Source organism: Stenotrophomonas sp. P5_B8, assembly GCF_054049855.1.
The window spans coordinates 1-20,830 of sequence record NZ_JBFULO010000026.1 but is presented as its reverse complement, the minus strand read 5'-3'; the positions used below and the strand labels follow the sequence as shown (position 1 = coordinate 20,830).

At 66.7% G+C, this 20,830-nt stretch carries 17 protein-coding genes, 1 tRNA gene and 1 pseudogene; 6 read left to right on the top strand and 13 right to left on the bottom strand.

The window, feature by feature from the left end; all coding sequences use genetic code 11:
- The 5 genes and pseudogenes from ACXJKH_RS02925 to ACXJKH_RS02905 all read right to left on the bottom strand — a co-directional run.
- A pseudogene (locus tag ACXJKH_RS02925) lies at positions 1-410 on the bottom strand (MFS transporter); the annotation flags it as partial.
- 390 nt (positions 411-800) lie between these two features.
- Positions 801-877: transfer RNA gene (locus ACXJKH_RS02920), tRNA-Pro, on the bottom strand.
- Positions 878-939: 62 nt separating this feature from the next.
- Positions 940-1,047, bottom strand: a complete 108-nt coding sequence (gene cydX, locus ACXJKH_RS02915) for a cytochrome bd-I oxidase subunit CydX (RefSeq protein ID WP_256775620.1) — start codon at positions 1,045-1,047, stop codon at positions 940-942.
- A gap of 54 nt (positions 1,048-1,101) precedes the next feature.
- Complete coding sequence (gene cydB / locus ACXJKH_RS02910) at positions 1,102-2,256, bottom strand: cytochrome d ubiquinol oxidase subunit II (protein ID WP_457318229.1); 1,155 nt, start codon at positions 2,254-2,256, stop codon at positions 1,102-1,104.
- A gap of 15 nt (positions 2,257-2,271) precedes the next feature.
- Positions 2,272-3,855 carry a cytochrome ubiquinol oxidase subunit I gene (locus ACXJKH_RS02905; protein ID WP_457318228.1) on the bottom strand — a complete coding sequence of 528 codons (1,584 nt, stop codon included), beginning with the start codon at positions 3,853-3,855 and terminating at the stop codon, positions 2,272-2,274.
- A 228-nt stretch (positions 3,856-4,083) separates the two neighbouring features.
- On the opposite strand from ACXJKH_RS02905, the gene cydD reads away from it, so the two are divergent.
- Positions 4,084-5,817, top strand: coding sequence for a thiol reductant ABC exporter subunit CydD (gene cydD / locus ACXJKH_RS02900; protein ID WP_457318227.1), 1,734 nt, complete (start codon positions 4,084-4,086; stop codon positions 5,815-5,817).
- The gene (gene cydC / locus ACXJKH_RS02895) at positions 5,814-7,499 is read left to right on the top strand and encodes a thiol reductant ABC exporter subunit CydC (RefSeq protein ID WP_256775616.1); all 1,686 of its coding nucleotides are present in this window, start codon (positions 5,814-5,816) and stop codon (positions 7,497-7,499) included. The genes cydD and cydC overlap by 4 nt, the downstream gene beginning before the upstream one ends.
- A gap of 340 nt (positions 7,500-7,839) precedes the next feature.
- On the opposite strand, the gene ACXJKH_RS02890 is transcribed toward cydC, so the two are convergent.
- Positions 7,840-11,211, bottom strand: coding sequence for a response regulator (locus tag ACXJKH_RS02890; protein ID WP_457318226.1), 3,372 nt, complete (start codon positions 11,209-11,211; stop codon positions 7,840-7,842).
- Between the two features lie 501 nt (positions 11,212-11,712).
- On the opposite strand from ACXJKH_RS02890, the gene ACXJKH_RS02885 reads away from it, so the two are divergent.
- From ACXJKH_RS02885 to ACXJKH_RS02875, 3 genes are all read left to right on the top strand, one after another.
- A complete protein-coding gene (locus ACXJKH_RS02885) occupies positions 11,713-12,234 on the top strand; it encodes a DUF6622 family protein (protein WP_306175426.1) in 522 nt (173 codons plus the stop codon).
- A 243-nt stretch (positions 12,235-12,477) separates the two neighbouring features.
- Entirely contained in the window at positions 12,478-12,747 is a 270-nt protein-coding gene (locus ACXJKH_RS02880; RefSeq protein WP_256775613.1) for a hypothetical protein, read from the top strand.
- Positions 12,748-12,918: 171 nt separating this feature from the next.
- On the top strand, positions 12,919-13,599 hold the full coding sequence (locus ACXJKH_RS02875) for a L,D-transpeptidase family protein (protein WP_256775612.1): 681 nt from the start codon (positions 12,919-12,921) through the stop codon (positions 13,597-13,599).
- Positions 13,600-13,960: 361 nt separating this feature from the next.
- Here ACXJKH_RS02875 and ACXJKH_RS02870 read toward each other — a convergent pair whose 3' ends face one another.
- Positions 13,961-14,332 carry a LysR substrate-binding domain-containing protein gene (locus ACXJKH_RS02870; RefSeq protein WP_457318225.1) on the bottom strand — a complete coding sequence of 124 codons (372 nt, stop codon included), beginning with the start codon at positions 14,330-14,332 and terminating at the stop codon, positions 13,961-13,963.
- Positions 14,333-14,820: 488 nt separating this feature from the next.
- Between ACXJKH_RS02870 and ACXJKH_RS02865 the strand changes: the two genes are divergently transcribed.
- On the top strand, positions 14,821-15,279 hold the full coding sequence (locus ACXJKH_RS02865) for a DUF4265 domain-containing protein (RefSeq protein ID WP_457318224.1): 459 nt from the start codon (positions 14,821-14,823) through the stop codon (positions 15,277-15,279).
- 397 nt (positions 15,280-15,676) lie between these two features.
- Here the strand turns inward: ACXJKH_RS02865 and ACXJKH_RS02860 are convergent, their stop codons facing one another.
- The 6 genes from ACXJKH_RS02860 to ACXJKH_RS02835 all read right to left on the bottom strand — a co-directional run.
- Positions 15,677-16,279 (bottom strand): DUF1294 domain-containing protein, encoded by a 603-nt coding sequence (locus ACXJKH_RS02860; RefSeq protein ID WP_457318223.1) that lies wholly within the window; start codon positions 16,277-16,279, stop codon positions 15,677-15,679.
- 8 nt (positions 16,280-16,287) lie between these two features.
- Positions 16,288-17,400, bottom strand: coding sequence for a homoserine O-acetyltransferase MetX (metX, locus tag ACXJKH_RS02855; protein ID WP_457318222.1), 1,113 nt, complete (start codon positions 17,398-17,400; stop codon positions 16,288-16,290).
- A 67-nt stretch (positions 17,401-17,467) separates the two neighbouring features.
- Positions 17,468-18,487 (bottom strand): tetratricopeptide repeat protein, encoded by a 1,020-nt coding sequence (locus tag ACXJKH_RS02850; RefSeq protein ID WP_457318232.1) that lies wholly within the window; start codon positions 18,485-18,487, stop codon positions 17,468-17,470.
- Entirely contained in the window at positions 18,481-18,882 is a 402-nt protein-coding gene (locus ACXJKH_RS02845) for a cytochrome c-type biogenesis protein (RefSeq protein ID WP_457318231.1), read from the bottom strand. The genes ACXJKH_RS02850 and ACXJKH_RS02845 overlap by 7 nt, the downstream gene beginning before the upstream one ends.
- A gap of 52 nt (positions 18,883-18,934) precedes the next feature.
- A complete protein-coding gene (locus ACXJKH_RS02840; RefSeq protein ID WP_457318230.1) occupies positions 18,935-19,516 on the bottom strand; it encodes a DsbE family thiol:disulfide interchange protein in 582 nt (193 codons plus the stop codon).
- Between the two features lie 46 nt (positions 19,517-19,562).
- Positions 19,563-20,830 (bottom strand): heme lyase CcmF/NrfE family subunit (locus ACXJKH_RS02835; RefSeq protein WP_457318221.1); only part of this gene is annotated, 1,268 nt, incomplete at its 5' end.

The window sequence follows — 20,830 nt, the reverse complement described above, 5'->3', positions numbered from 1 at the left end:
GAGAAGTAGCGCTTCACCAGCGGCGGCACCACCACGTTGCCGATGCCCATGCCGGCCAGCGCCACGATCGAGCCGAACAGCAGACTGCCGATACCGCCCGCCATCGAGCGCAGCAGCAGGCCGACCGTAGCCAGGCCCATGGCGAGCAGGGCGGTGCGTTCCAGGCCGATGCGGCGGGCGACCATGGGCGTGGTGACGCCGAACAGCGCGAACGAGGCGGTGGGCAGCATGCCGAGCACGCCGGTCATGGTGGTCCCAAAGCCAAAGGTCTGGCCGAGGAGATCCAGCAGCGGGGTCACCGAGGTGACCGCGGTACGCAGGTTCAGCGCAGCCAGCAGAATGGCGGCAAAGGCCAGGACGCGTCCGTGCAGGAGCGGCGATGCGTGGGGGGCGGCTTGGGTCATGGACATGGATCTCTTGCAGGTGGCGCAACACCGTGGGGCGGATGTGCGGAAACGCCGCTCCCGGCCAGTGGCGGAAGGCGGCGTGGATTCAAGGGCAGGGATGGGGCAGGCCGCGCGCATCCCGAAGGCGGGCATTGTACCCGCGCGGTCTGTCCGGGCGATGAAACGCGGTCACACCTGGCAGGGCCGGGATCGTGGACATGCGGACACGCGGTAAATCCGTCCATGCGGGCTCGTTGAACGCCTCACCGCTCCATGACGGTAGAGCCGAGCCACGCTCGGCTGCTCTCCGCCCGGCAAACGCACGGGCTGCCATAACCGCGGGGGCACGCAGAACGACACATACAAAAAAGCCCGGAGGACGTGAGTCTTCCAGGCTTCAATGTGACCAGTAATTGGTCGGGGAGACAGGATTCGAACCTGCGACCTCTACGTCCCGAACGTAGCGCTCTACCAGACTGAGCTACACCCCGAAGGAGCCGACAAGGATACGGTGTGAAGACCGGGCCGGCAACCTTTTTTTACGCTTGCAGCGTCATGCGTTGTCGATGCGGCCGGTCTCGCGGGCTTCAAACCACATGCCGTTGAGGATGGCCACCACCGAGGCAAGGCCGGCGCCGAGGATCCAGGCGAAATACCACATGGTCAATCTCCTATGTACGGGGTAGGTGCCGACGCAGGGCCGGCACACGGGGCATCAATACGCGTTGGGGTTGTTGCCCATTTCCTCGGCGGTCGTCTTGCCCTTCATCACCCGGTAGACCCAGGTCGTGTAGGCCAGGATGATCGGCAGGAAGATGGCCGTGGCCAGCAGCATGATCCACAGCGTGAGATGGCTGGACGAGCTGTCCCAGACGGTCAGGCTGGAGATGGGCTGGCTGGAGGAGGGCAGCAGGAACGGGAAGATCGCAAAGCCGACGGTGAGGATGATGGCGGCGATGGAGGCACCCGAGGCGATGAACGCCAGGCCGCCGCGACGGGCCCGCAGCAGTACCGCACTGGCCAGTGCACCCAGCAGGCCGACGAGCGGGAACACCAGGGTCGCCGGCATGGTGCTGTAGTTGCGCAGCCAGCCCCCGGCGACGGTGCCCAGTTCGGCGGTCTTCAACAGCGGGTTGGTCGGGCCATCGGTGACCACCTGCGAGGTGATCTGATAGCCCGGCAGACCGAAGGCGACCCAGACGCCGGCAGCGGCGAACAGCACGAAGCTGATCAGCGCGGCGACGCTGCCATAGCGGGCCGAACGTTCGGCCACCGGGCCGTCGGTCTTGAGCACCAGCATGGCCGCACCGTGCGACACCAGCATGGCCACGCTGACCAGCCCGGCGACCAGTGCGAACGGATTGAGCAGGCCGAAGAACGAGCCGGTGTAGAAGATGCGCATGCTGTCATCGAAGTGGAACGGCACGCCGACCAGCACGTTGCCCACCGCCACGCCGGCGATCAGGCCCGGCAGCAGGCCACCGACGAACAGCACCCGGTCCCAGTTGTCGCGCCAGCGCTTGCTGGGCATCTTGCTGCGGTACTTGAAGCCGACCGGGCGCAGGATCAGCCCGAACAGCATCACAAACACTGCCAGGTAGAACCCGGAGAAGCTGACCGCATACAGCGGCGGCCATGCGGCGAAGATCGCGCCGCCGCCGAGCACCAGCCAAACCTGGTTGCCTTCCCATACCGGGCCGACGGTGTTGATCACCAACCGGCGTTCGTCATCGGTGCGGGCCACGAAGGGCAGCAGCGTGCCCACCCCGAGGTCGAAACCGTCCATGACTGCCCAGCCGACCAGCAGGATGCCGAGCAGCAGCCACCAGATCACGCGGAGCGTGGTGTAATCAAGTGCAATGAAGTCCATCTGGATTCTCCTGCCTCAGGCCTGGCCGGGGGCGGCAACAACGGGGGAAACGGGGCGGATGTCAGCCTGCAGCGAGGGCAGGATGTCGTCCGGACCCTTGCGGATCGCCTTGAGCATCAGCTTGACCTCGATCACCAGCAGCACCGTGTACAGCGCGGTGAACACCGCCAGCGTGGTCAGGATCTCGTGCAGTGCCAGGCCCGACGCTGCATAGAAGGTGGGCAGCACGCCATCCACCGCCCACGGCTGGCGGCCGTACTCGGCCACGAACCAGCCGCATTCGATCGCAATCCACGGTGCCGGCAGCGACCACACGGCCAGCTTCAGGAACCAACGCTTGTCCTGGAAGCTGTTGCGGCAGGAGAAGTAGAAGGCCACCGCGAAGAACGCGATCAGGTAGAAGCCCAGGCCCGCCATGATGCGGAAGGTCCAGAACAGCGGGGCAACGCGCGGCACGGTATCCATCGCGGCCTTGGAGATTTCCTCCGGGGTGGCGTTGAGGATGTCCTCGCGGTAACGCTTGAGCAGCAGGCCATGGCCCAGGTCCTGCCAGTGGCGGTCGAACATCTCGCGCGCTTCAAGATCGTTCTTGTCCTTGCGCACGCGCTCCAGCGCACCGTAGGCCAGCTGGCCACCGCGGATGCGGTTCTCCGCACGACCCACCAGTTCCAGGATGCCGGGAATCGGCTGGTCCAGCGAACGGGTGGCGATCAGCCCCATCAGGTACGGGATCTTGATCGCGTAGTCGTTGGTGTGGGTGGTCTGGTTGGGAATGCCGAAGGCGGTGAAATCAGCCGGGGCACGCTCGGTTTCCCACATCGCCTCGATCGCGGCCAGCTTCATCTTCTGATGTTCGCTGGCGGCGTAACCGCTCTCGTCGCCCAGCACCACCACCGACAGCGACGACAGCAGGCCGAACGCCGCAGCCACCGCGAACGAGCGGCGGGCCATGTCCCGGTGCTTGTTGCGCAGCAGGTACAACGCGCTGATGGACATGACGAAGATCGCGCCGGTCACGTAGCCGGCACTGACGGTATGCACGAACTTGGCCTGCGCTACCGGGTTGAACAGCACCGCGGCGAAGTCCACCACTTCCATGCGCATCGTTTCCGGGTTGAATACCGCACCGGTCGGGTTCTGCATCCAGCCGTTGGCGATCAGGATCCACACCGCCGACAGGTTGGTGCCCAGTGCCATCAGCCAGGTCACGGCCAGATGCTTCACCGGGGTCAGGCGCTTCCAGCCGAAGAAGAACAGACCGATGAAGGTCGCTTCCAGGAAGAACGCCATCAGGCCTTCAATGGCCAGCGGTGCGCCGAAGATGTCGCCGACGTAGTGGCTGTAATACGACCAGTTCATGCCGAACTGGAATTCCATCACCAGGCCGGTGGCCACGCCGATGGCGAAGTTGATGCCGAACAGCGTGCCCCAGAACAGGGTCATCTGCCRCCAGACCTGTTTACGGGTCATGACGTACACGCTCTCCATGATGGCCACCAGGAAGGACAGGCCAAGCGTGAGCGGTACGAAAAGGAAGTGGTACATCGCGGTCAGAGCGAATTGCAGCCGCGACAGTTCTACGACTGTCGAATCAATCATGGCCTGGCTACCTCGTTGGGTTTTGCCGTTTCAGGTGGCGGGAAGGGGGTCTACGGGATGAATTCTGTGACCTGCAACTTCAAACAGCCTTGATTCAGATCAATGTACAAACCCGGCGGCGAAGGAATCGTATGCCCCCGGGCACGCTGCGACCGCTTGCCGCACGGGTGCCATGCCGGCACCCACTACAATCGACTGGAACTTCCCTGTGTCCCCCTGTGATCCCACGTGAGCATACGCCCCGAAGCCACTGCTGTTGAGACCACCGCCCTGCGTCGGCAGCGCCTGCTGTGGCTGGGCAGCCTCGGCGCGGCCGCGCGCGGGCGCCAGCGCTGGGCGGCGGCGTGCATCTGCGTATCCGGGGCGTTGCTGATCGGCCAGGCCGCCGCCATCGCCTGGCTGATCCAGGCGATTCTGGTCGAACACCGGCCACTGGCCAGCGCCACCCCGGTGCTGGTAGGTCTGCTGGGGGTGTTGACGGTGCGCGCGCTGCTGGCCAGCGCCACCCAGGCTGCCGCGGGCGACGTCGCCGATGCCGCCCGGCTGGCCCTGCGTGAACGGGTGTATCGGCGGCTGCTGGCGCGGGGCCCACTGTGGTTGCGGCAGCAGCGCACGGGCGAGCTGGGTGAGCTGATGCTGACCCATGCCGATGCGATCGAGAATTATTACGGCGGCTACCAGCCGGTGCGGATCGAGGTGGTGGTGGTGCCGCTGCTGATACTGCTGGCCGTGGCCTGGACCGACTGGGTAGTGGCGTTGATCCTGCTGTTCACCGCGCCATTGGTGCCGTTCTTCATGATGCTGGTCGGGTGGGGCGCCGAAGCGGCCGGACGCGCGCAGCTGGGCGAGCTGGCGCGGATGAGCGGGCACTTCGCCGACCGCATCAAGGGCCTGGGCCTGCTGCGCCTGTACGGCCGTGGTGAGGCCGAGCTGGACGGCGTGGCTGCCGCGGCCGAAGGCGTGCGCGAGCGCACCATGAAAGTGCTGCGGATCGCGTTTCTGTCCTCGACCGTGCTGGAATTTTTCGCCTCGGTGAGCGTGGCGATGGTCGCGCTGTACCTGGGCCTGAGCTACCTGGGCCTGATGTCGTTGCATGCGCAGGTGCCCACGCTGGGCGTGGGCATGTTCTGCCTGCTGCTGGCGCCGGAGTTCTACGCACCGCTACGGCGCCTGGCCGCGCATTACCACGATCGCGCCAATGCACTGGCCGCTGCTGCCGAGGTGGAACGCCTGCTCGGCGAACTCCCGCCAGCCACCGATGCCGGCGATGCGCGGGCCGCCGTGCCGCGCGCGCCGGAGCTGCTGGAGCAGCACGCGCCACCGGTGGTGGTGCGCGACCTGGTGCTGCGCCCCGTGGGGGCGCAGCACGATGTGATCCAGCAGCTGTCGTTCCAGATCCAGGCCGGCCAGCGCCTGGCGCTGGTCGGCCCCAGCGGCAGCGGCAAGAGCACGCTGCTCGAAGCACTGGCCGGCTGGCTGCCACCGCAGTCGGGCAGCATCGTGCTGCGTCCTGGCATGGACGTCGGCTATGCAGGACAGCGCCCGTACCTGTTCCACGGCAGCATCGCCGACAACCTGCGCCTGGCCGACCCCGGCGCCACCGATGCGCACCTGCGCGCGGTAGCGGAGGCTGCGCAGGTGATGCGCTTTGCCGCCGGCTTGCCCAAGGGGCTGGACACGGTGATCGGTGAGCGCGGCTTTGGTCTGTCCGGTGGCGAAGCGCGCCGCATCGGGCTGGCCCGGCTGCTGTTGCGCGACCCGCACCTGCTGCTGCTCGACGAGCCGACGGCCTTCCTCGATGCCGACACCGAAGCCGACCTGCTGCGTACCCTGGCCGCGTTCGCGCGTGGTCGCTGCGTGGTGATCGCCACCCATAGCGAGGTGGCGATGCGCTGGGCCGATACGCGGCTCACCCTGAGCGCCACCGGTACGTCGGTGACCACCACGGAGACCTCGGCATGAGCACGCAACGTCCCCCGCGCGCCGCTGCCGATTCGCTGCGTTCGGTGTTCACCCGCCATCGCGGCCGCCTGCTGCTGACCGTGCTGCTGCTGTGGACCACGATGCTGGCCGGCACCGCGCTGCTCGGTCTGTCCGGTGGCTTCCTCACGGCGGCCGCGCTGGCCGGCGCGGCCGGGCTGGGCAGCGGCTTCAACTTCTTCTCGCCGTCGGCGGGCATCCGTGGCCTGACCATGGCGCGCATCGCGTCGCGCTATTTCGAAAAACTGGTCGGCCACGATGTCACCCTGCGCATCGCGCGCGATCTGCGCGTGTGGTTCTTCCGTCGCGCGCTGCCGTTGGCACCGGCGCGGTTGGCCGGCGTGCGCACCGGCGAGCTGCTGGCCCGGTTGATGTCGGACATCGGCGAAGTCGACGGTCTGCTGGTGCGTGCGATCGGGCCATTGCTGGCACTCGGTGGGATATCGCTGGTGGGCGTGGTTTCGGCAGCCCTCATCCATCCGCCGGCCGCGCTGCTGCTGGGCGCGCTGGCGTTGCTGATCGGTGTCGGCGTGCCGTGGCTCACCGTGCGCGGTGCCGGTGAGCAGGAGCGCGACCGCGCGCTGCACCGCGCGCAGCTGCGTGCGCAGTCCTTCGAAGGCCTGGAAGGTGCAGCCGACCTGACTGCGCTGCAGGCGCGCGAGCACTGGAACCTGCGCGTGTTGGTGGCGGCCAAGCAGCTGAAATCGCGCGACCGGCGTCGGCGCTGGCGGTTGATCGGCGGCAATGCGCTGCATGGCCTGTGTGCCGCTGTCGGGCTGGTGGCAATGCTTTGGCTGGCGTTGCATGGCGTTGAAACCGGCGCCATCGATGCAGCGCTCGCGGCCGGGCTGGTGTTCCTCACCGTGGCCCTGCTGGAGCTGTGGGCGGGCATTGGCCTGGCCTGGCAGTCGTGGTTGTCCGGGCGCGTGGCGGCCGGGCGCCTGGAGCAGATCGTGGAGCAGGCGCCGGGCGTGACCGAGCCGCTCGACCCGGTGGCGATGCCTGCACAAGCGGCCACGGTGAGCTTCGAGCACGTCGTCTTCCGTTGGCCGGACCAGGCGCGCGTGCTGCTGGACGGCGTGCAACTCCAGCTGCGCCCGGGCGAGCGCATCGCCATCGGTGGCGACAGTGGCAGCGGCAAGACCACGCTGTCCTCGCTGCTGCTGCGGCTGTGGGACCCGGAAGCGGGCTATGTGCGTTACGGCGGCATCGATATCCGCCAGTTCCGTCAGGCCGACTGGCACCGGCAGATCGCCTGGTTGCCGCAGAACGCGCCGGTGTTTGCCGGCAGCATTGCCGACAACCTGCGCCTGGGCGATCCGCAGGCCAGTGATGCACGCCTGTGGCAGGTGCTGGCCGATGTGCGGCTGCTCGGCTGGGCCGAGCAGCTTGGAGGCCTACAGGCGTGGGTCGGCGAGAACGGCGCCACGATGTCGGCGGGACAGGCGCGCCGGCTGGCACTGGCGCGCGCATTCCTGCGGGAGTCGCCGATCCTGCTGCTGGACGAGCCTACCGAAGGCCTGGATGTGGATACCGCGCATGCATTGCTGCATGACATGGTGGCTGCACTGGGTCATCGGAGTCTGCTGATGATCACCCACGATGAATTGCCTGAGGGCATCGTGCACCGGAGTTATCGCTTGCACGGGGGGCAGTTGCGGTAGGGGGGCCGAAAAGCAGGTCTTGACGCTTGCTGGCATGACGGACAGTCGATTGCAGGACGGATTGCCGACCCTGCAGCGGCCGCCTGGATTCGCCGGCAATGGCCCCGCCATGGAGCAATGTATGGCTCCGCAGTCGGGCGTGTTCTTGGCAGGCGATCCAGGTATGCCGTGTACGACATTGCCAGGGCCCGTTGAACAGCGCCGCGAACTCGATCTCGCGCGCGCATGAAGCGAACGCATCGCACCGCTCCCCGGGTTACCGCCAGCCCGCTGCAACAGCGCACACACCTGCACGGTTCCTGGGCGACAGAGCCGTCGCCCAGGAAAAACTCCCCGCAGGTCAGGGCATCAGCCAGACCCGGATCAACGACACCAGCTTGTCCACGTCGAGCGGCTTGGCGACGTAGTCGTTGGCACCGGCCTGGATGCATTGCTGCTGATCGTCAGGCATCGCCTTGGCGGTGAGGGCGATGATCGGCAACTTGGCGAAGCGGCCGCCCTGTCGAATCTCCCGCGTCGCGGTCAGCCCGTCCTTGACCGGCATCATGATGTCCATCAGCACCAGGTCAATGGGTGCCGGGCCCGCGACCGCGGCGGTCAGGGTGTCGATGGCTTCCTGGCCGTTGCGTGCGATGGACACCTTGCAGCCATGTGGCTCAAGCACGTTCATCAGCGCGTAGATGTTGCGGACATCATCCTCGACGATGAGCACGCGGCGACCTTCCAGTGCCGTGTCCCGGTGTTGCGCCGTGCGGATCATGCCCTGCTTCGATTCGGGTAGATCGCTGACCACCTGGTGCAGGAACAGCGTGACTTCATCGAGCAGGCGTTCGGGTGAGCGCGCGCCCTTGATGATGATCGAACTGGAGTAGCGGCCCAGTCGCACCTCTTCGGCGGGCGACAATACCCTGCCCGTATAGACGATGATCGGCGGCAGCGCATGCGGGCTCTGCTCGCTGAGCATCTCGAGCAGCTCGAATCCCGATGCATCGGGGAGCGTCAGGTCCAGCACCATGCAGTCGAACGTATGCTGTGCCAGCGCCTGGATGCACTCGGCCGCCGAGCGCGCGCCGATCGTCTTCACGTCGGCCAGGCCCAGCAGCTCGCGTACCGCATCCAGCTGGACGGCGTCATCCTCGACCACCAGGACCAGACGCGGACGCTGCGACAGCCGGCGCTCCAGGGAGAGCAGCACGTCGGCCAGTTCCTCGCGGGTGGTCGGCTTGCCGAGATAGCCCACCGCACCGAGCGACAGCGCCTTGCGCGAATGATCCATCGCCGAAATCACGTGGATGGGAATATGCCGTGTGCGCATATCGTGTTTGAGCACGTCGAGCACCGACAGCCCCGATTGGTCGGGCAGGCCGACGTCCAGCACGATGGCGTGCGGAAGCTCCGCACGCGCGGCGGCCAGCGCCTCGCTCGCGGTGTGCGCTACCTGCGCGCGGAAGCCCATTTCACTGGCAAGGTCGCTGACAATCTGACTGAAGGCGAGGYCGTCCTCTACGATCAGGATCAGGCCCCGTCCGTTGTTGCTCACCGTTGCGCCTGCATCGCTTGGCGGGCGCGTGGGAAGCGGTGCGGGTCTGGCATCCTGATGCGGGGCAGGGCGGATGGCGGCGGACGTGGCGCGCGCGGGCGCCGCCGTCGGGCCTGCCAGCCGCGCCGCGACCACCAGCCGGAAACAGCTGCCGTTGCCGGGCTCGCTTTCCACGGTGATGTCGCCGCCAAGCAGTCGTGCGAGCTCCTGCGAAATGGACAGCCCCAGGCCCGTGCCGCCGTAGCGCCGGCTGATCGATCCGTCAGCTTGCTGGAAGGCCTCGAAGATGCGCGTCTGCTGCTCGGGCGCGATGCCGATGCCGCTGTCGGTCACCGAGAACGCCACCCGGCCGTCGGGCGCCGCCGCCGCCGATACGGTCACGCCACCGGTGTCGGTGAATTTCAACGCGTTCGACAGGAGGTTCTTGAGGATCTGCTCGATGCGCTGGCGATCGGATTCCACCACCTGTGGGCAGTCGGCCGTCATCGATACGTCCAGTGACAGGCCCTTTTCGCTGGCAACCGGGCCGAGCAGTGCGGCGATGTCCGCCAGCAGTTTCTCCACGCCAAAGCGCTCGGCATGCACCTCGATGTGCCCGGCTTCGATCTTGGACAGATCGAGGATCTCATTGATGAGGTTGAGCAGGTCGCTGCCGGACGCATGGATGGTCCGCGCGAACTTCACCTGTTCCGCGCTGAGGTTGCCGTCGCGGTTGTCGCCCAGCAACTTGGAAAGAATGAGTGCGGAATTGAGCGGCGTGCGCAGCTCGTGGGACATGTTGGCCAGGAACTCGGACTTGTACTGGCTGGCGCGCTGCACCTTGTGCGATTCGGCCACGATGGCAGCGTTGGCGCGCGCGAGCTTGTCGCGCTCTTCTTCAAGCTGCTGCKACTGGTCGAACAACTGGTTGTTGGTCTGTTCCAGTTCGGCCTGCTGCTCCTCCAGCTCGTGCTGGGAGCCGCGCAACGCACGGCTCTGTTCCTCCAGTTCCTCGTTGGAGACCCTCAGCTCCTCGCTCTGCACCTGCAGCGCCTCGGACTGTCGCTGCGTCTGCGCCAACAGCTCGGTCAGCTTGGCCCGGTAGGCCGCTGATCGCAGGGCGACCGCCATGTCCCCGGAGGCAAGCTCGAGCAGTTCGACGACGTCGGCGGGCACCGCACCGAAGAAAGCCAGCTCGATCACGCCGCTCACCTCGCCCTCGTGGATGCTCGGGGCGATGACCAGGTGGCGAGGCTGGGCGTGACCCAGTCCCGAGCCGATCGTGAAGTAGCCCGGTGGCACATCCGACACGACAAGCGCGCGCTTCTCGTCCACCGCGCGGCCGAGCAGGCTTCCGGCGCCGCGCAGCCCGTCGGTGCCGTCCGGCGCTGACGCGGTGCCCACCGCGCCGATCTGCCGGAAGCCGGCGGCCCCAGGCACGAACAACATGCCCGCCTCGGCGCCGGTGAAGCGCGCGAGGAAGCCCAGGCTGGCGCGTGCAAGTGCGCCGCTGTCCAGGTCGCCGCCGGTCGCCGTGGCCAGCTCAAGCCGGCCCCGCTGCAACCAGGCATCCCGTTCGCGTGCCCGCGAATGGCGGCGGAGCAGGACGGCGATGAAAATCGTCAGCACACTGCCCAGCACGGCACTGGCCGCGCCCGAGGTCAGCGCCGCGCTGTAAGCCGATTCCATCTCCGTAAGGCGCCGGGCGCGCTTTTCCAGTTCGATGGCGCCCATGGCGGCCAAGCGCGCGCGAATGTCGTCCATGGCCGCCTTGCCGCGATTGGAGCCGACCACAGCCAGGGCAGGTTCCAGCCCTTGCGTGCGGCGCAGCTCGATCGTTTCACGCAGTTCGTCCAGCTTGTCCTGGACCCGACGCCCCAGCAGCTTGAGTCGGTCCGCTTGCGCAGGGTCGTCCACAAAGGCCTTTTCCATGGCCTCCAGCCGAGTGCTGGCAACCGCCAGTGCCGTTCGATAGGGTTCGAGGTAGCTGTCGTCCCCGGTCAGCAGATAGCCGCGTTGGCCGGTTTCGGCGTCCTGTACCGCCGAGAGCACATCGCCCAGGGCGGTCATCGTCTCCTGGGAGCGGATCACCAGGGCGCTGCCCTCTCGAATGGTGCGGATGTTCTTGCCCGCCAGGAACCCGCTGCCGAGGAAGAAAAGCATGACCACCAGCAACGGCAGCAGTATGCGCAAGGCGGCGCCGGCCGGGGTGGCAACGCGGGGTTTGGGCGTGGAGGTCATGGGCTGGCAAGAAGGTGGATGCAACCGTTCAGTTTATCACGCTGCCGGACGGCGCAACCCGCTGACCGGCCACCCACAACCTGACGGTGGCTGGGGCAGAAACGTTGCGACATTTGTAAGGCCGCTGCGAAACACCGCAGGACCTCGACAAGGCTCGCGGGTGCAGCCCGGGAACTGATGGGCAGGCGTGGCATCGACGCAGTGATTCAACCCTGGCCCCCGATCCTGGCGACCGCATCATCAAGGTGATCCCGGTTGGCGAGCAGGGCAACTGCCGCATGGCTGTGCACTGCCACCGCAGGCATGTCTGCAAGCCGTCGCGCCACCCAAAATGTACTTCCTGATGCCTGACACCTGTCACTTGTCCCGGGCTGGCGCAAAGCGAGAATGGACCCACTCCCGCACGGCGTTACATGGCCGGCACCCGCCCACCTCAAGGAATTTCCCGTGATCATGCTGCAGCAACTCATTTCGAATACCCCTGTGTGGGTCTGGGGGCTTCTGGTCTTTCTGATCACGCGCGGCGTCGCTGCGATGAAGCCCGCCGAAGCCTCGCTCACGAAGCTGGCCATCGTGCCGGCCCTCTTCACCGCTTGGGGCCTGTGGTCGATAAGTGGCCGTTTCGGCGGCGCCTGGGAAGCATGGGGCGAATGGCTGGTTGGCATCGGCGCGGGCGCAGTCCTGGGGTGGATGCTGCTGCGGCGGGCAACGCTCACCATGAACACCTCAACGGGGAAGTTGTGGCGCAGCGCGGACTACAGCCTGCTGCCGCTGCTGCTGGTCACGTTTGCGGTGAAGTACGGTTTCGAAGTCGCGCTTTCCGCGTCCCCTTCGCTGAGCGCCGACGGCATGTTCCGCGCCGCTTACCTGCTGCTGTCGGGTGGGTTCACCGGCATCTTCATTGGCAAATACTGGCGGTACCTGCGCGCAGCGGGCGTTGTCACGCCGCGCAGGAAGCTGGAAGCGGCGGGCTGAAGGCAAGACGGGCGTATGCGATGTGATGCCTGAGACGACCAGACGCGTCCTGCGTCTGGTCGTTCGCGCTGCCAAGCCCGGGGAACAGCGCGGGCTGAGCAAGCACGGCATGTCGGCCGCCGTGCCGGGGCCCGCCATTCTTCACGCGCCCTCCACGTCTTCCAACTTCAGCTGAAGCCTTTTCATGGACGCAACAAAAAGGCCGCTATATTCCGGGTACCCCAGACGAAAGGAGGGTGTGCAATGTCCTTAACCCAGCAGCATCTGAAAATGGTTCGTACGCTCGGCATCGCGATTGTCGCCACCGTGGGACTTAGTTCCTGCGCCACCTACAAAAACGAATTTGCATCGATCAACTCCCGCCTCGATCAACTTGACACCAAGGTGCAGGGCGCGGCGCAGAGCGCCGAATCGGCGAACCAGTCCGCGCAGCAGGCCAACCAGCGTCTGGATCAAATTGAAGGCCGCGTCCAGCAGCTCGAACAGGCACCCCGTCGCAAGCCGCGCGGTTAATCGTTCTTTGGCACGCGGTCAGAAGCACAAGTTTTGAAGAGCATCTGAATCGGGAACCGGTGGCCGTTGCGGCCACCGGGCTCCTTTGATCACGACGTCTGCATTCCACGGAGTTGTCCCATCCATACGTACTTATCCCCTGCATTCCGGGCCGCCTGTGGCGCACTGGCCATGGCGCTCGCGTTGGCGACCGTCGGTGCGGCCAGCGCCGAGGATGCGGCCGCGCAGCCGGTAGCTGCCATTGATGAGCTTCCACAAGGCCAGGAAGTGTCCGACACCGTGATCGAACTGGCGGGCTGGGTTGTCGCCAGCAAGGACAGCCAGGGCTATCCGTTCGCGATCATGGACAAGGCTGCTGCGCAGATCCTCATATTCGGCGGTGATGGTCGGCTTCGCGGCGCAGCGCCTGCGCTGTTTGGCTCGGCCACCGGCGATCATTCGGCCCCCGGCGTCGCCGGCCTCGCGCTGCGCGAAATTCCAGGCCGCGATCGCACCACGCCCGCCGGTCGCTTCGTGGGTGGCTATGGTCCGTCCATCGACGCCGGGCGCGTGCTGTGGGTGGACTACGACTCGGCCGTTTCCATCCATCCCACGCCGCCTGGCACGCCGGCCGAAAAACGTGCCGAACGCCTTGCATCGCCTACGCCGGACGACAACCGCGTCACCCACGGCTGCATCAACGTGTCGTCGGAGTTCTACGAGCGCATCGTCCGGTCCACGTTTGAACGCGGCGGGGTGTTCTACGTGTTGCCGGACAAGGCGTCGCTGGCGGAGACGTTCCCGGAGTTCGCGAAAAGTCGCGCGACCGCGCAGCGCGAAGAAGGTAAGCGCGAACGCTCTGCAGGGAAGTAAAGGACGCTGGGCCTGGCCCAATCCATGGGCCTCCCTGCAGTGAGGGAACCGCCGGGTGCATTGATTGGTGCCCGCGTTGCCAGCTGCTTCCAGCAGCCAATGCGCGAACGCCTGCAATGGACCGGCAGCCAGACTGATCGGTTCGTGTAGAACGAGGCAGAAGATCTTTGAAGCGCGCCTGGGGTGCGGCCAAGGCGCGACCAGTCGCCCCTGCGCCAGCTCGGCATCCACATAAAGCCGCTGTATTAGCGCAATGCCGAGGCCCGCCAGCGCTGCTTCAATCACCCATCGCGTGCAGATCGTAGCGCGCGCCCACTGCGGGATTGGTGAGGGGCACGCCGGTCTCCTGTGCGTAGCTTTGCTAGGCGTCTGGGCTTTGTCGCCTGTGCAGGCGTGGCAACGTCTCCAGCGCAGGCAAACGCTTGCGCCCGCCGAGCAGCGAGGGATGGCAGACCGGTAACAGCACCTCCTGCAGCAGCGGATAGGTCCGCATGCCCGCCCAGGCCGGGTGGTCGAAGTGCACGGCGGCATCGAAGCCGCTTCCCGCCAGCGCAAACCGCTCGGTGCGTTGGGCAAGGTGCACGGTGATGTTGGGATGCGTCCGGGTAAAGCCGGCGAGGCGGGGGATGAGCCACCGTATCCCGAATGTCGGCGTTACGGCAATGTCCAGGCTCGCCGCGTTCTCCGGCTGTCCCATCAGATATTGGTTGTCCCGGTCCAGGCGGTCCGCCACTAGCGGACCTGGGCGGCGTAGCGCCCGCCATTTGGCAGCAGGCGGATACGCGTTTCCAACGCGTTTGAACAGCGATACCCCTGGAAGGACTGCAGTCGGCCGATCTGGCGGCTGATGACACCTTCGGTCAGGGAAAGTACGAAACGCCAACCAATTGGATACCCAGCGCCAAACAAACTGGACAGCGACGCCCAATGAATTGGACAACGCCGCCAAACGAACTGGACGGTGGCGGCAAGCTGGACACCGAGGGAGTTTGAACCGCCTCAGTGGTCGCGATGAAACGATGGTGTGGGGACGCGTTTCTGGCGTAATGATGTGCGAGGCGACTACGGTGCGCTCTGGGGGAGCTTGGCTTCGCGCGCATCCACCGCGTGGGAAATGGCTCCGACATCACGTACGACGGCCTTTGCTCGCTGTAGCCGGTGTACGATCAGGGGATCAATACCGAAGCCGCATCGCAGCATGTTCAATCTGGAGAGCTCCGCGTGAATGACGGTGCGAAAGCCAAGGTCCTGTTCCGGGTTCCCGACGGCGAGGGCGGCGCAAACATCGAGACGCTTTGGGCGACCCCGCTCGGGGAGGATCGCTACCAACTTGATAATTCCCCGTTCTATGCCTATGACGTCTCATGGCAGGACGCGGTTTTCGCCCCCGTGGACCATGAGGAAGGACGACCCACTTTCGAATCCATCGTCGTGAAGTCAGGAAATCGCACCGTTCGCGTCATATTTGATCCACCCGTCTCTCCAGGCAACGCCTCAGACGATGTTCTTCAAGGTCTGGTAGCCCTTGGGTGCAGCTATGAGGGCGCCAAGGCCCGATACATGGCAGTGAATATTCCTGCCGAGATCGATCTTCAGGCGGTGTGTGATTACCTCATTCATCATGAGGCACAGTGGGAGCACGCGGACCCAAGCTATGCCGCGATGTATCCGGAGGGGTAGTGTGCGTCGTGGAGCCCACGTGAAGGCGTGGGTAGCGGTGCATCGGTACTTTGGCGTTGCGCGCTTCCGGCCGGAAGCCGGGACCCCAGCCTGGACGGCTGGCACAGCGGTGCTTACAGTGCGTTTTCGACCCGCGTTGGCGCACGCCTGAATGGACCTACTTCTGCAGGTTGAAGACTGTTTCGTTAGGCGGAGCATGGGCGTATCACGCTGACGGTGAACGAGCGGCCGGTGGTGGACCTGGGCGATGACAGGGATCGGAGGAGATGGTGCAGCACCGGCATGGCTGGCGCTGTAGTCGGTTTGGTGGGAATTGAAGGTGGTGCAAGCGTCTTGTGTGGTCGGGCGCCGTTGGAAGTGGCGCCCCATTACTGCGCTAGCCACGCATGGCGTGGCTCTACCCGGCGATGTTCCGGATCAGCCATGTCAGCGCGATCAGGTTGATCGCCACCGCCACCCAGAACACTCCTTGGAACGATGTCTTGCGATTCTTGTGGCGCAGCACCGACTGCGCCAACAAGGCGCCGGGCCAGCCGCCGAACAAGGCAAGCAGTTGCAGGGTTTTCTCAGGGGTGCGCTGCCGGTCGTTACGCGCAGCGCTTTTGTCGTGCCAGTAGAACAAATAGGTCACGCCGCTGACGCCCAGATACGTGGCGGGCAACCACATGGGCCAGTGCATCCACGCCGAGAGCCCAGCGATGCCAGCGAGGAACAGCAGTGCGACGGTTTTGCGAGGGATAATATCGCGACCCTTCCGCTCGGCGGCAGGGGTACCGCGCGTTCCGCCACGCTGCAGCGCAAAGCGCACCTGTGTGGCATTGCGGCGCCCCTGGGCATCGCGCTGAACCTCGTACGTAATGACATCGCCAAGCGCTGGGCGTCGATCGCGCGCCGCAAATGCGCGGATATGCACGAAGCAACGCTCACCTCCACCATTGGGCTGCACGAAGCCGAACCCGCGTGCGTCGTCCCACTCGCTTAGCTTTCCCTGCAGTCGCATGTCTGTCCTTAGAGCGCGGAAAGGAACTCGCCCACCGCCGGCCCGAACCGCGCGAAATCCACCAGGAACGCATCGTGCCCCTGCGGTGAATCCAGCCCGATGAAGCGCGCGTCGGCGCCACCGGCGCGCAGGCCGTCGGCAATCTGTTGCTGCTGCTGCACCGGGAACAGAATGTCGGTGTTGGCGCCGATCGCCAGCGCCTTGTCGACCTGGATCTTCGCCAGTCCGGCGAGCACGTCGCCGTCGGCGTATTCGGCCAGGTCGAACCAGTCCATCGAGCGGCTCAGATAGAGGTAGCAGTTGGGATCGAAGAAGCGCACGAAGCGGCGCGCGTGGCCTTCCAGGTAGCTTTCCACCTGGAATTCCAGGCCGAACGGGTCATCGTCGGCCTGGTCCGAATCCAGCCGCACGCGGCCGAAGCGACCGTCCCATTCCAGCGCGGAGCGGTAGGTGATCACCCCCAGCTTGCGCGCCATGCGCATGCCCGATTCCGGGTAGCTGTCGTCGCTGTAACGGCCGAGATCCCACTTGGGGTCCAGCCGGATCGCCTCGCGCTGCAGCGAGCGGATCGCGATCGAGAACGGCAGCGCCTGCGCACTGCCGGAAATGTTGATGTGGCTGCGCGCGATGCCCGGGTGCAGCAGCAACACGGCCAGCGCGGTCATGCCGCCCATCGAGTTGCCGATCACGCAGGCCAGCTCGGCAATGCCCAACGCACGCACCACCTCGACCGCAGCACGCGCGCCGTCTTCGATCGACAGTTCAGGGAACTGCAGGCGGTACAGCGCGCCGGTGGCCGGGTCGATGCTGGCCGGTCCCGTGGAGCCCTTGCAGCTGCCCAGCGAGTTCACGCAGACCACGAACCAGCGCTCGGTATCGATCGCCTTGCCCGGGCCGAGCATGCCTTCCCACCAGCCGGCGGCCGGGTTGTCGGCGTTGGCGGCGGCGTGCGCATCCGGCGACAGGCCGGTGACGATCAGGATCGCGTTGCTCGCCTTGGCGTCCAGCGTGCCCCAGGTTTCATAGGCCACGTGCGCGTCCAGCAGTTGACCGCCGCGCTTGAACGGGAAGGGCGAGGGCAGGGCGTGGTAGCGCGTGCCGGGCGGAATGAATTCAGTCATGCGCGCATTTTAGCCGGGTCCGGACGGTACGCCGTGTCAGTGACGGCACGCTGCATCGCGGCGGCGGTCACGGCGTGCCGATCACCAGCGGCACCGGGCCGTCATGCGGCAGGCGCACGCGGACCAGCGGCGAGTCGATGTCGCCTTGCTGGCGGTTAGCCTGTCCGGAGGCGGACACGCGCGCGAACACCTCCACCTCCTGCAGCGCGGACAAGGGCTGGGTCGGCATCGGGCTGTCCGCATCGTCCAGCGTCACCCGCAGCGGCAGGTCGCCGAGCGCGTGTTTTTCCACCGCCACCGGCATCGGCGGGCCGCCGGGCACGCGGGCGATCACGAACACGCTGGCGTCGCCGGGCAGCGTTGCGCGTGCGGCGAACGTGGGGTCCAGTGCGACGGTGACGATCAGTCCCTGGCGGCTCGATGCGGCCGCCACGGGTGCGGTTGCACCCGCAGGAACACCGGCCTTCGCGCGGGCGATCGCGATCTGCTCGCGCAGGGCCGTTGCAGCGGGCGGATCCAGTCGCGGCAGCAAGGCTTCCCACGTGGCCGCAGCCTCGGCGTCCTGCCCGCGCTGGCGCAGGGCGATGCCGATCAGCCAGCCGGCGCGGTCGCTGTCCGGGGCAATCTGTTGTGCATGGCGCAGCCACTGCAGCGCGGTGTCGTCGAACTGCTTGCCCGGGTTGGCCTGGGCGCGGGCCTGTGCGGCTTCGACCAGTACGGCGGGCTCATCCGGCGCCAGCTGCAGTGCCCGCGCATAGGCGGCGTTGGCCTCGGCCAGCTTGCCCAGCGCCAGTTGCGAGCGGCCGAGCAGGGCCCAGCCATCGGCGCGCTGTGGATCGCGCGCGAGCGCCTGCTGCAGCTCCGCCACGCCATCACGCAGCGTGGTCGGCTCGCGCGCGTCGGCAATCTGCACGGCGGCCTGCGGGGTGCCCACCAGCAGATACAGCGCGCCTGCTGCGGCGCCGATGGCCAGCACCATGGCGATGAACGGCGCGCGTCGTCCTGCACTGCGCAGCGGCCACAGCACCCGCGCCGCGACGAGGGCGGCGGCCAGCGCCGCCAGGATCGGCAGGACGGCGCTCACCAGCCTTCCCCCCGGTCATCCAGCGGCTGGATCTGCCGGCTGCGCCGACGCACCACCCACACCATCACGCCGGCACCGCCGAGCAGGAAGATCGCCGGGCCAAACCACAGCAGGCTGTTGCGCGCATCCATCGGCGGCCGGTACAGCACGAACTCGCCGTAACGGTCGACCAGGAACTGCTTGATCTGCGCGTCGTCGCGGCCCTGCTGCATCAGCGCGAGCACTTCACGGCGCAGGTCATGGGCGATCTGCGCATTGGAATCGGCCAGTGACTGGTTCTGGCATTGCACGCAGCGCAGTTCCGCGGCCAGCGCATGGAAGCGTGCCTCTTCGGCGGCATCGCGGTAGTGCAACGGGGTCGGGTCGGAGACCGCCTGGGCCAGCGCCACCAGCGGCATCAGCAGCGCCGTGGCCAACAGCGCGCCGCGCAGCAGGCGGCCGCAGCGCAGATTACGGCGCGGCCGGCAGGCGGTTCTGGGTATTGGCATTGGCGCGTTCCACCTTGGCCAGTTCGGGAATGAGCTGGGTGTCGATGACGCGCTGGCTGAGCGCGCCGCTGTACTTCCAGCGCACCACGCCGCTGGCATCGACGAGGAAGGTCTCAGGCGCCGCGGTCACGCCCCAGTCGATGGCGGTGCGGCCTTCGAGGTCGGTCAGCACCAGGACGAACGGATTGCCCAGCTGCTCCAGCCAGCGCAGCGCATCGGCCGGTTCGTCCTTCCAGTTGTAGCCGATCACCCGCACCCGCTTGGTCTCGGCGAAACGGGTCAGGATGGGATGCTCTTCGCGGCAGGCCGCGCACCAGCTGCCCCACACGTTGAGTACGTACGGCGCGCCGCGCAGTTCGGTGCTGCTGACCTTGATGGTCGGGTCGTGCAGCACCGGCAGGATGAAGGCCGGGGCCGGTTTGCCGATCAGTGCCGAGGGCAGCACATCGCGATCGGGCGCGCCGGACTTCATCACCCCGTACACCATCAGCCCGAGCAGCCCGAAGAAGAACAGTACGCCGATGACGATGGCCACGGGCGGCAGGGGACGGGAGGCGGGACGCGGATCGGACACGGGGAAACTCCAATACTCAGGGACGACGGAAACGGCGGTCGGCGGCGGTGACGAAGCCGCCCAGTGCCATCAGCAATGCGCCCAGCCAGATCCAGCGGACGAAGGGTTTGACGTGCACGCGCACCGCCCATGCATTGTTGCCCAGCGGCTCGCCCAGCGCCACGTAGATATCGCCGTTGAGGCGGGCGTGGATGCCGGCCTCGGTCATCATCTGCCCGCCACTGGCGTAGGCGCGCTTTTCCGGGTGCAGCAAGGCAATCTGGCGATCGCCCTGCATGACCCGCACATGGCCACGGTCGGCGCTGTAGTTGGGGCCCTGCTGGTGGTCCACGCCTTCAAAGCGCAACTCGTAGCCACTGACCTGCAGCGACTGCCCCGGCGACAAGGCGACCTCGCGCTGCACGTTCAGYGCTTCCACCAGCAACGCACCGGCCAGGAACACCGCCACGCCGCCGTGGGCCAGCAGCATGCCCACCATCTCGGCGTTGAAGCGCCCGTTGCCGCGCAGGCGCGTCCACACGAAGCGCGCGGTGCCCAAGGCCACCCACGCCGCGGCGGTGACCCCGGCGGCGGTCTTGAGCGCGCCCTGCGGCGCCATGAAGTAGGCGATGACGCCCAGCAGCAGCGCAAGCGCCGCCCACGGTGCCAGCATGGCCAGCGTGCGCGAGGCCTGGTCGCGTTGCCAGTTCACCAGCGGGCCGAACGGCAGCAGTGCCACCAGCGGTGCCATCAGCAGCAGGAACAGCGTGCCGAAGTAGGGGGGGCCCACCGACACCTTGCCCAGCCCCAGCGCATCGGCCAGCAGGGGGTACAGCGTACCCAGCAGCACCATCGCGCAGGCGGCGGCGAGCAGCAGGTTGTTGGCCAGCAGCAGGGTTTCCCGCGAGATCGGCATGAAACCGCGCCGCGGGTCATCGTTGCCCAGCGCGCCGGCACGCAGCGCGTACAGCAGCAGCGCGCCTCCGATCACCAACGCGAGGAAGATCAGGATGAAGGTACCGCGCGAAGGATCGGCGGCGAACGAATGCACGCTGGTCAGCACGCCCGAGCGCACCAGGAAGGTGCCCAGCAGCGACAGCGCGAACGCGGCGATGGCCAGCAGCAGCGTCCAGCTGGCAAAGCTGCCGCGCTTTTCGGTGACCGCCTGGGAGTGGATCAGCGCCGCGCCCGCCAGCCACGGCATGAAGCTGGCGTTCTCCACCGGGTCCCAGAACCACCAGCCACCCCAGCCCAGCTCGTAATAGGCCCACCAGCTGCCGAGTGCGATGCCCAGGGTGAGAAAGC

Bases quoted from the DNA above. Each gene is read 5' to 3' on its own strand.
- cydC (WP_256775616.1), top strand. From the start codon at position 5,814: ATGAGCACGCAACGTCCCCCGCGCGCCGCTGCCGATTCGCTGCGTTCG.
- ACXJKH_RS02875 (WP_256775612.1), top strand. From the start codon at position 12,919: ATGGCGCTCGCGTTGGCGACCGTCGGTGCGGCCAGCGCCGAGGATGCG.
- ACXJKH_RS02845 (WP_457318231.1), bottom strand. From the start codon at position 18,882: ATGCCGCTGGTGGCGCTGGCCCAGGCGGTCTCCGACCCGACCCCGTTG.
- cydX (WP_256775620.1), bottom strand. From the start codon at position 1,047: ATGTGGTATTTCGCCTGGATCCTCGGCGCCGGCCTTGCCTCGGTGGTG.
- ACXJKH_RS02880 (WP_256775613.1), top strand. From the start codon at position 12,478: ATGTCCTTAACCCAGCAGCATCTGAAAATGGTTCGTACGCTCGGCATC.
- ACXJKH_RS02885 (WP_306175426.1), top strand. From the start codon at position 11,713: ATGCTGCAGCAACTCATTTCGAATACCCCTGTGTGGGTCTGGGGGCTT.
- cydB (WP_457318229.1), bottom strand. From the start codon at position 2,256: ATGGACTTCATTGCACTTGATTACACCACGCTCCGCGTGATCTGGTGG.
- metX (WP_457318222.1), bottom strand. From the start codon at position 17,400: ATGACTGAATTCATTCCGCCCGGCACGCGCTACCACGCCCTGCCCTCG.
- ACXJKH_RS02860 (WP_457318223.1), bottom strand. From the start codon at position 16,279: ATGCGACTGCAGGGAAAGCTAAGCGAGTGGGACGACGCACGCGGGTTC.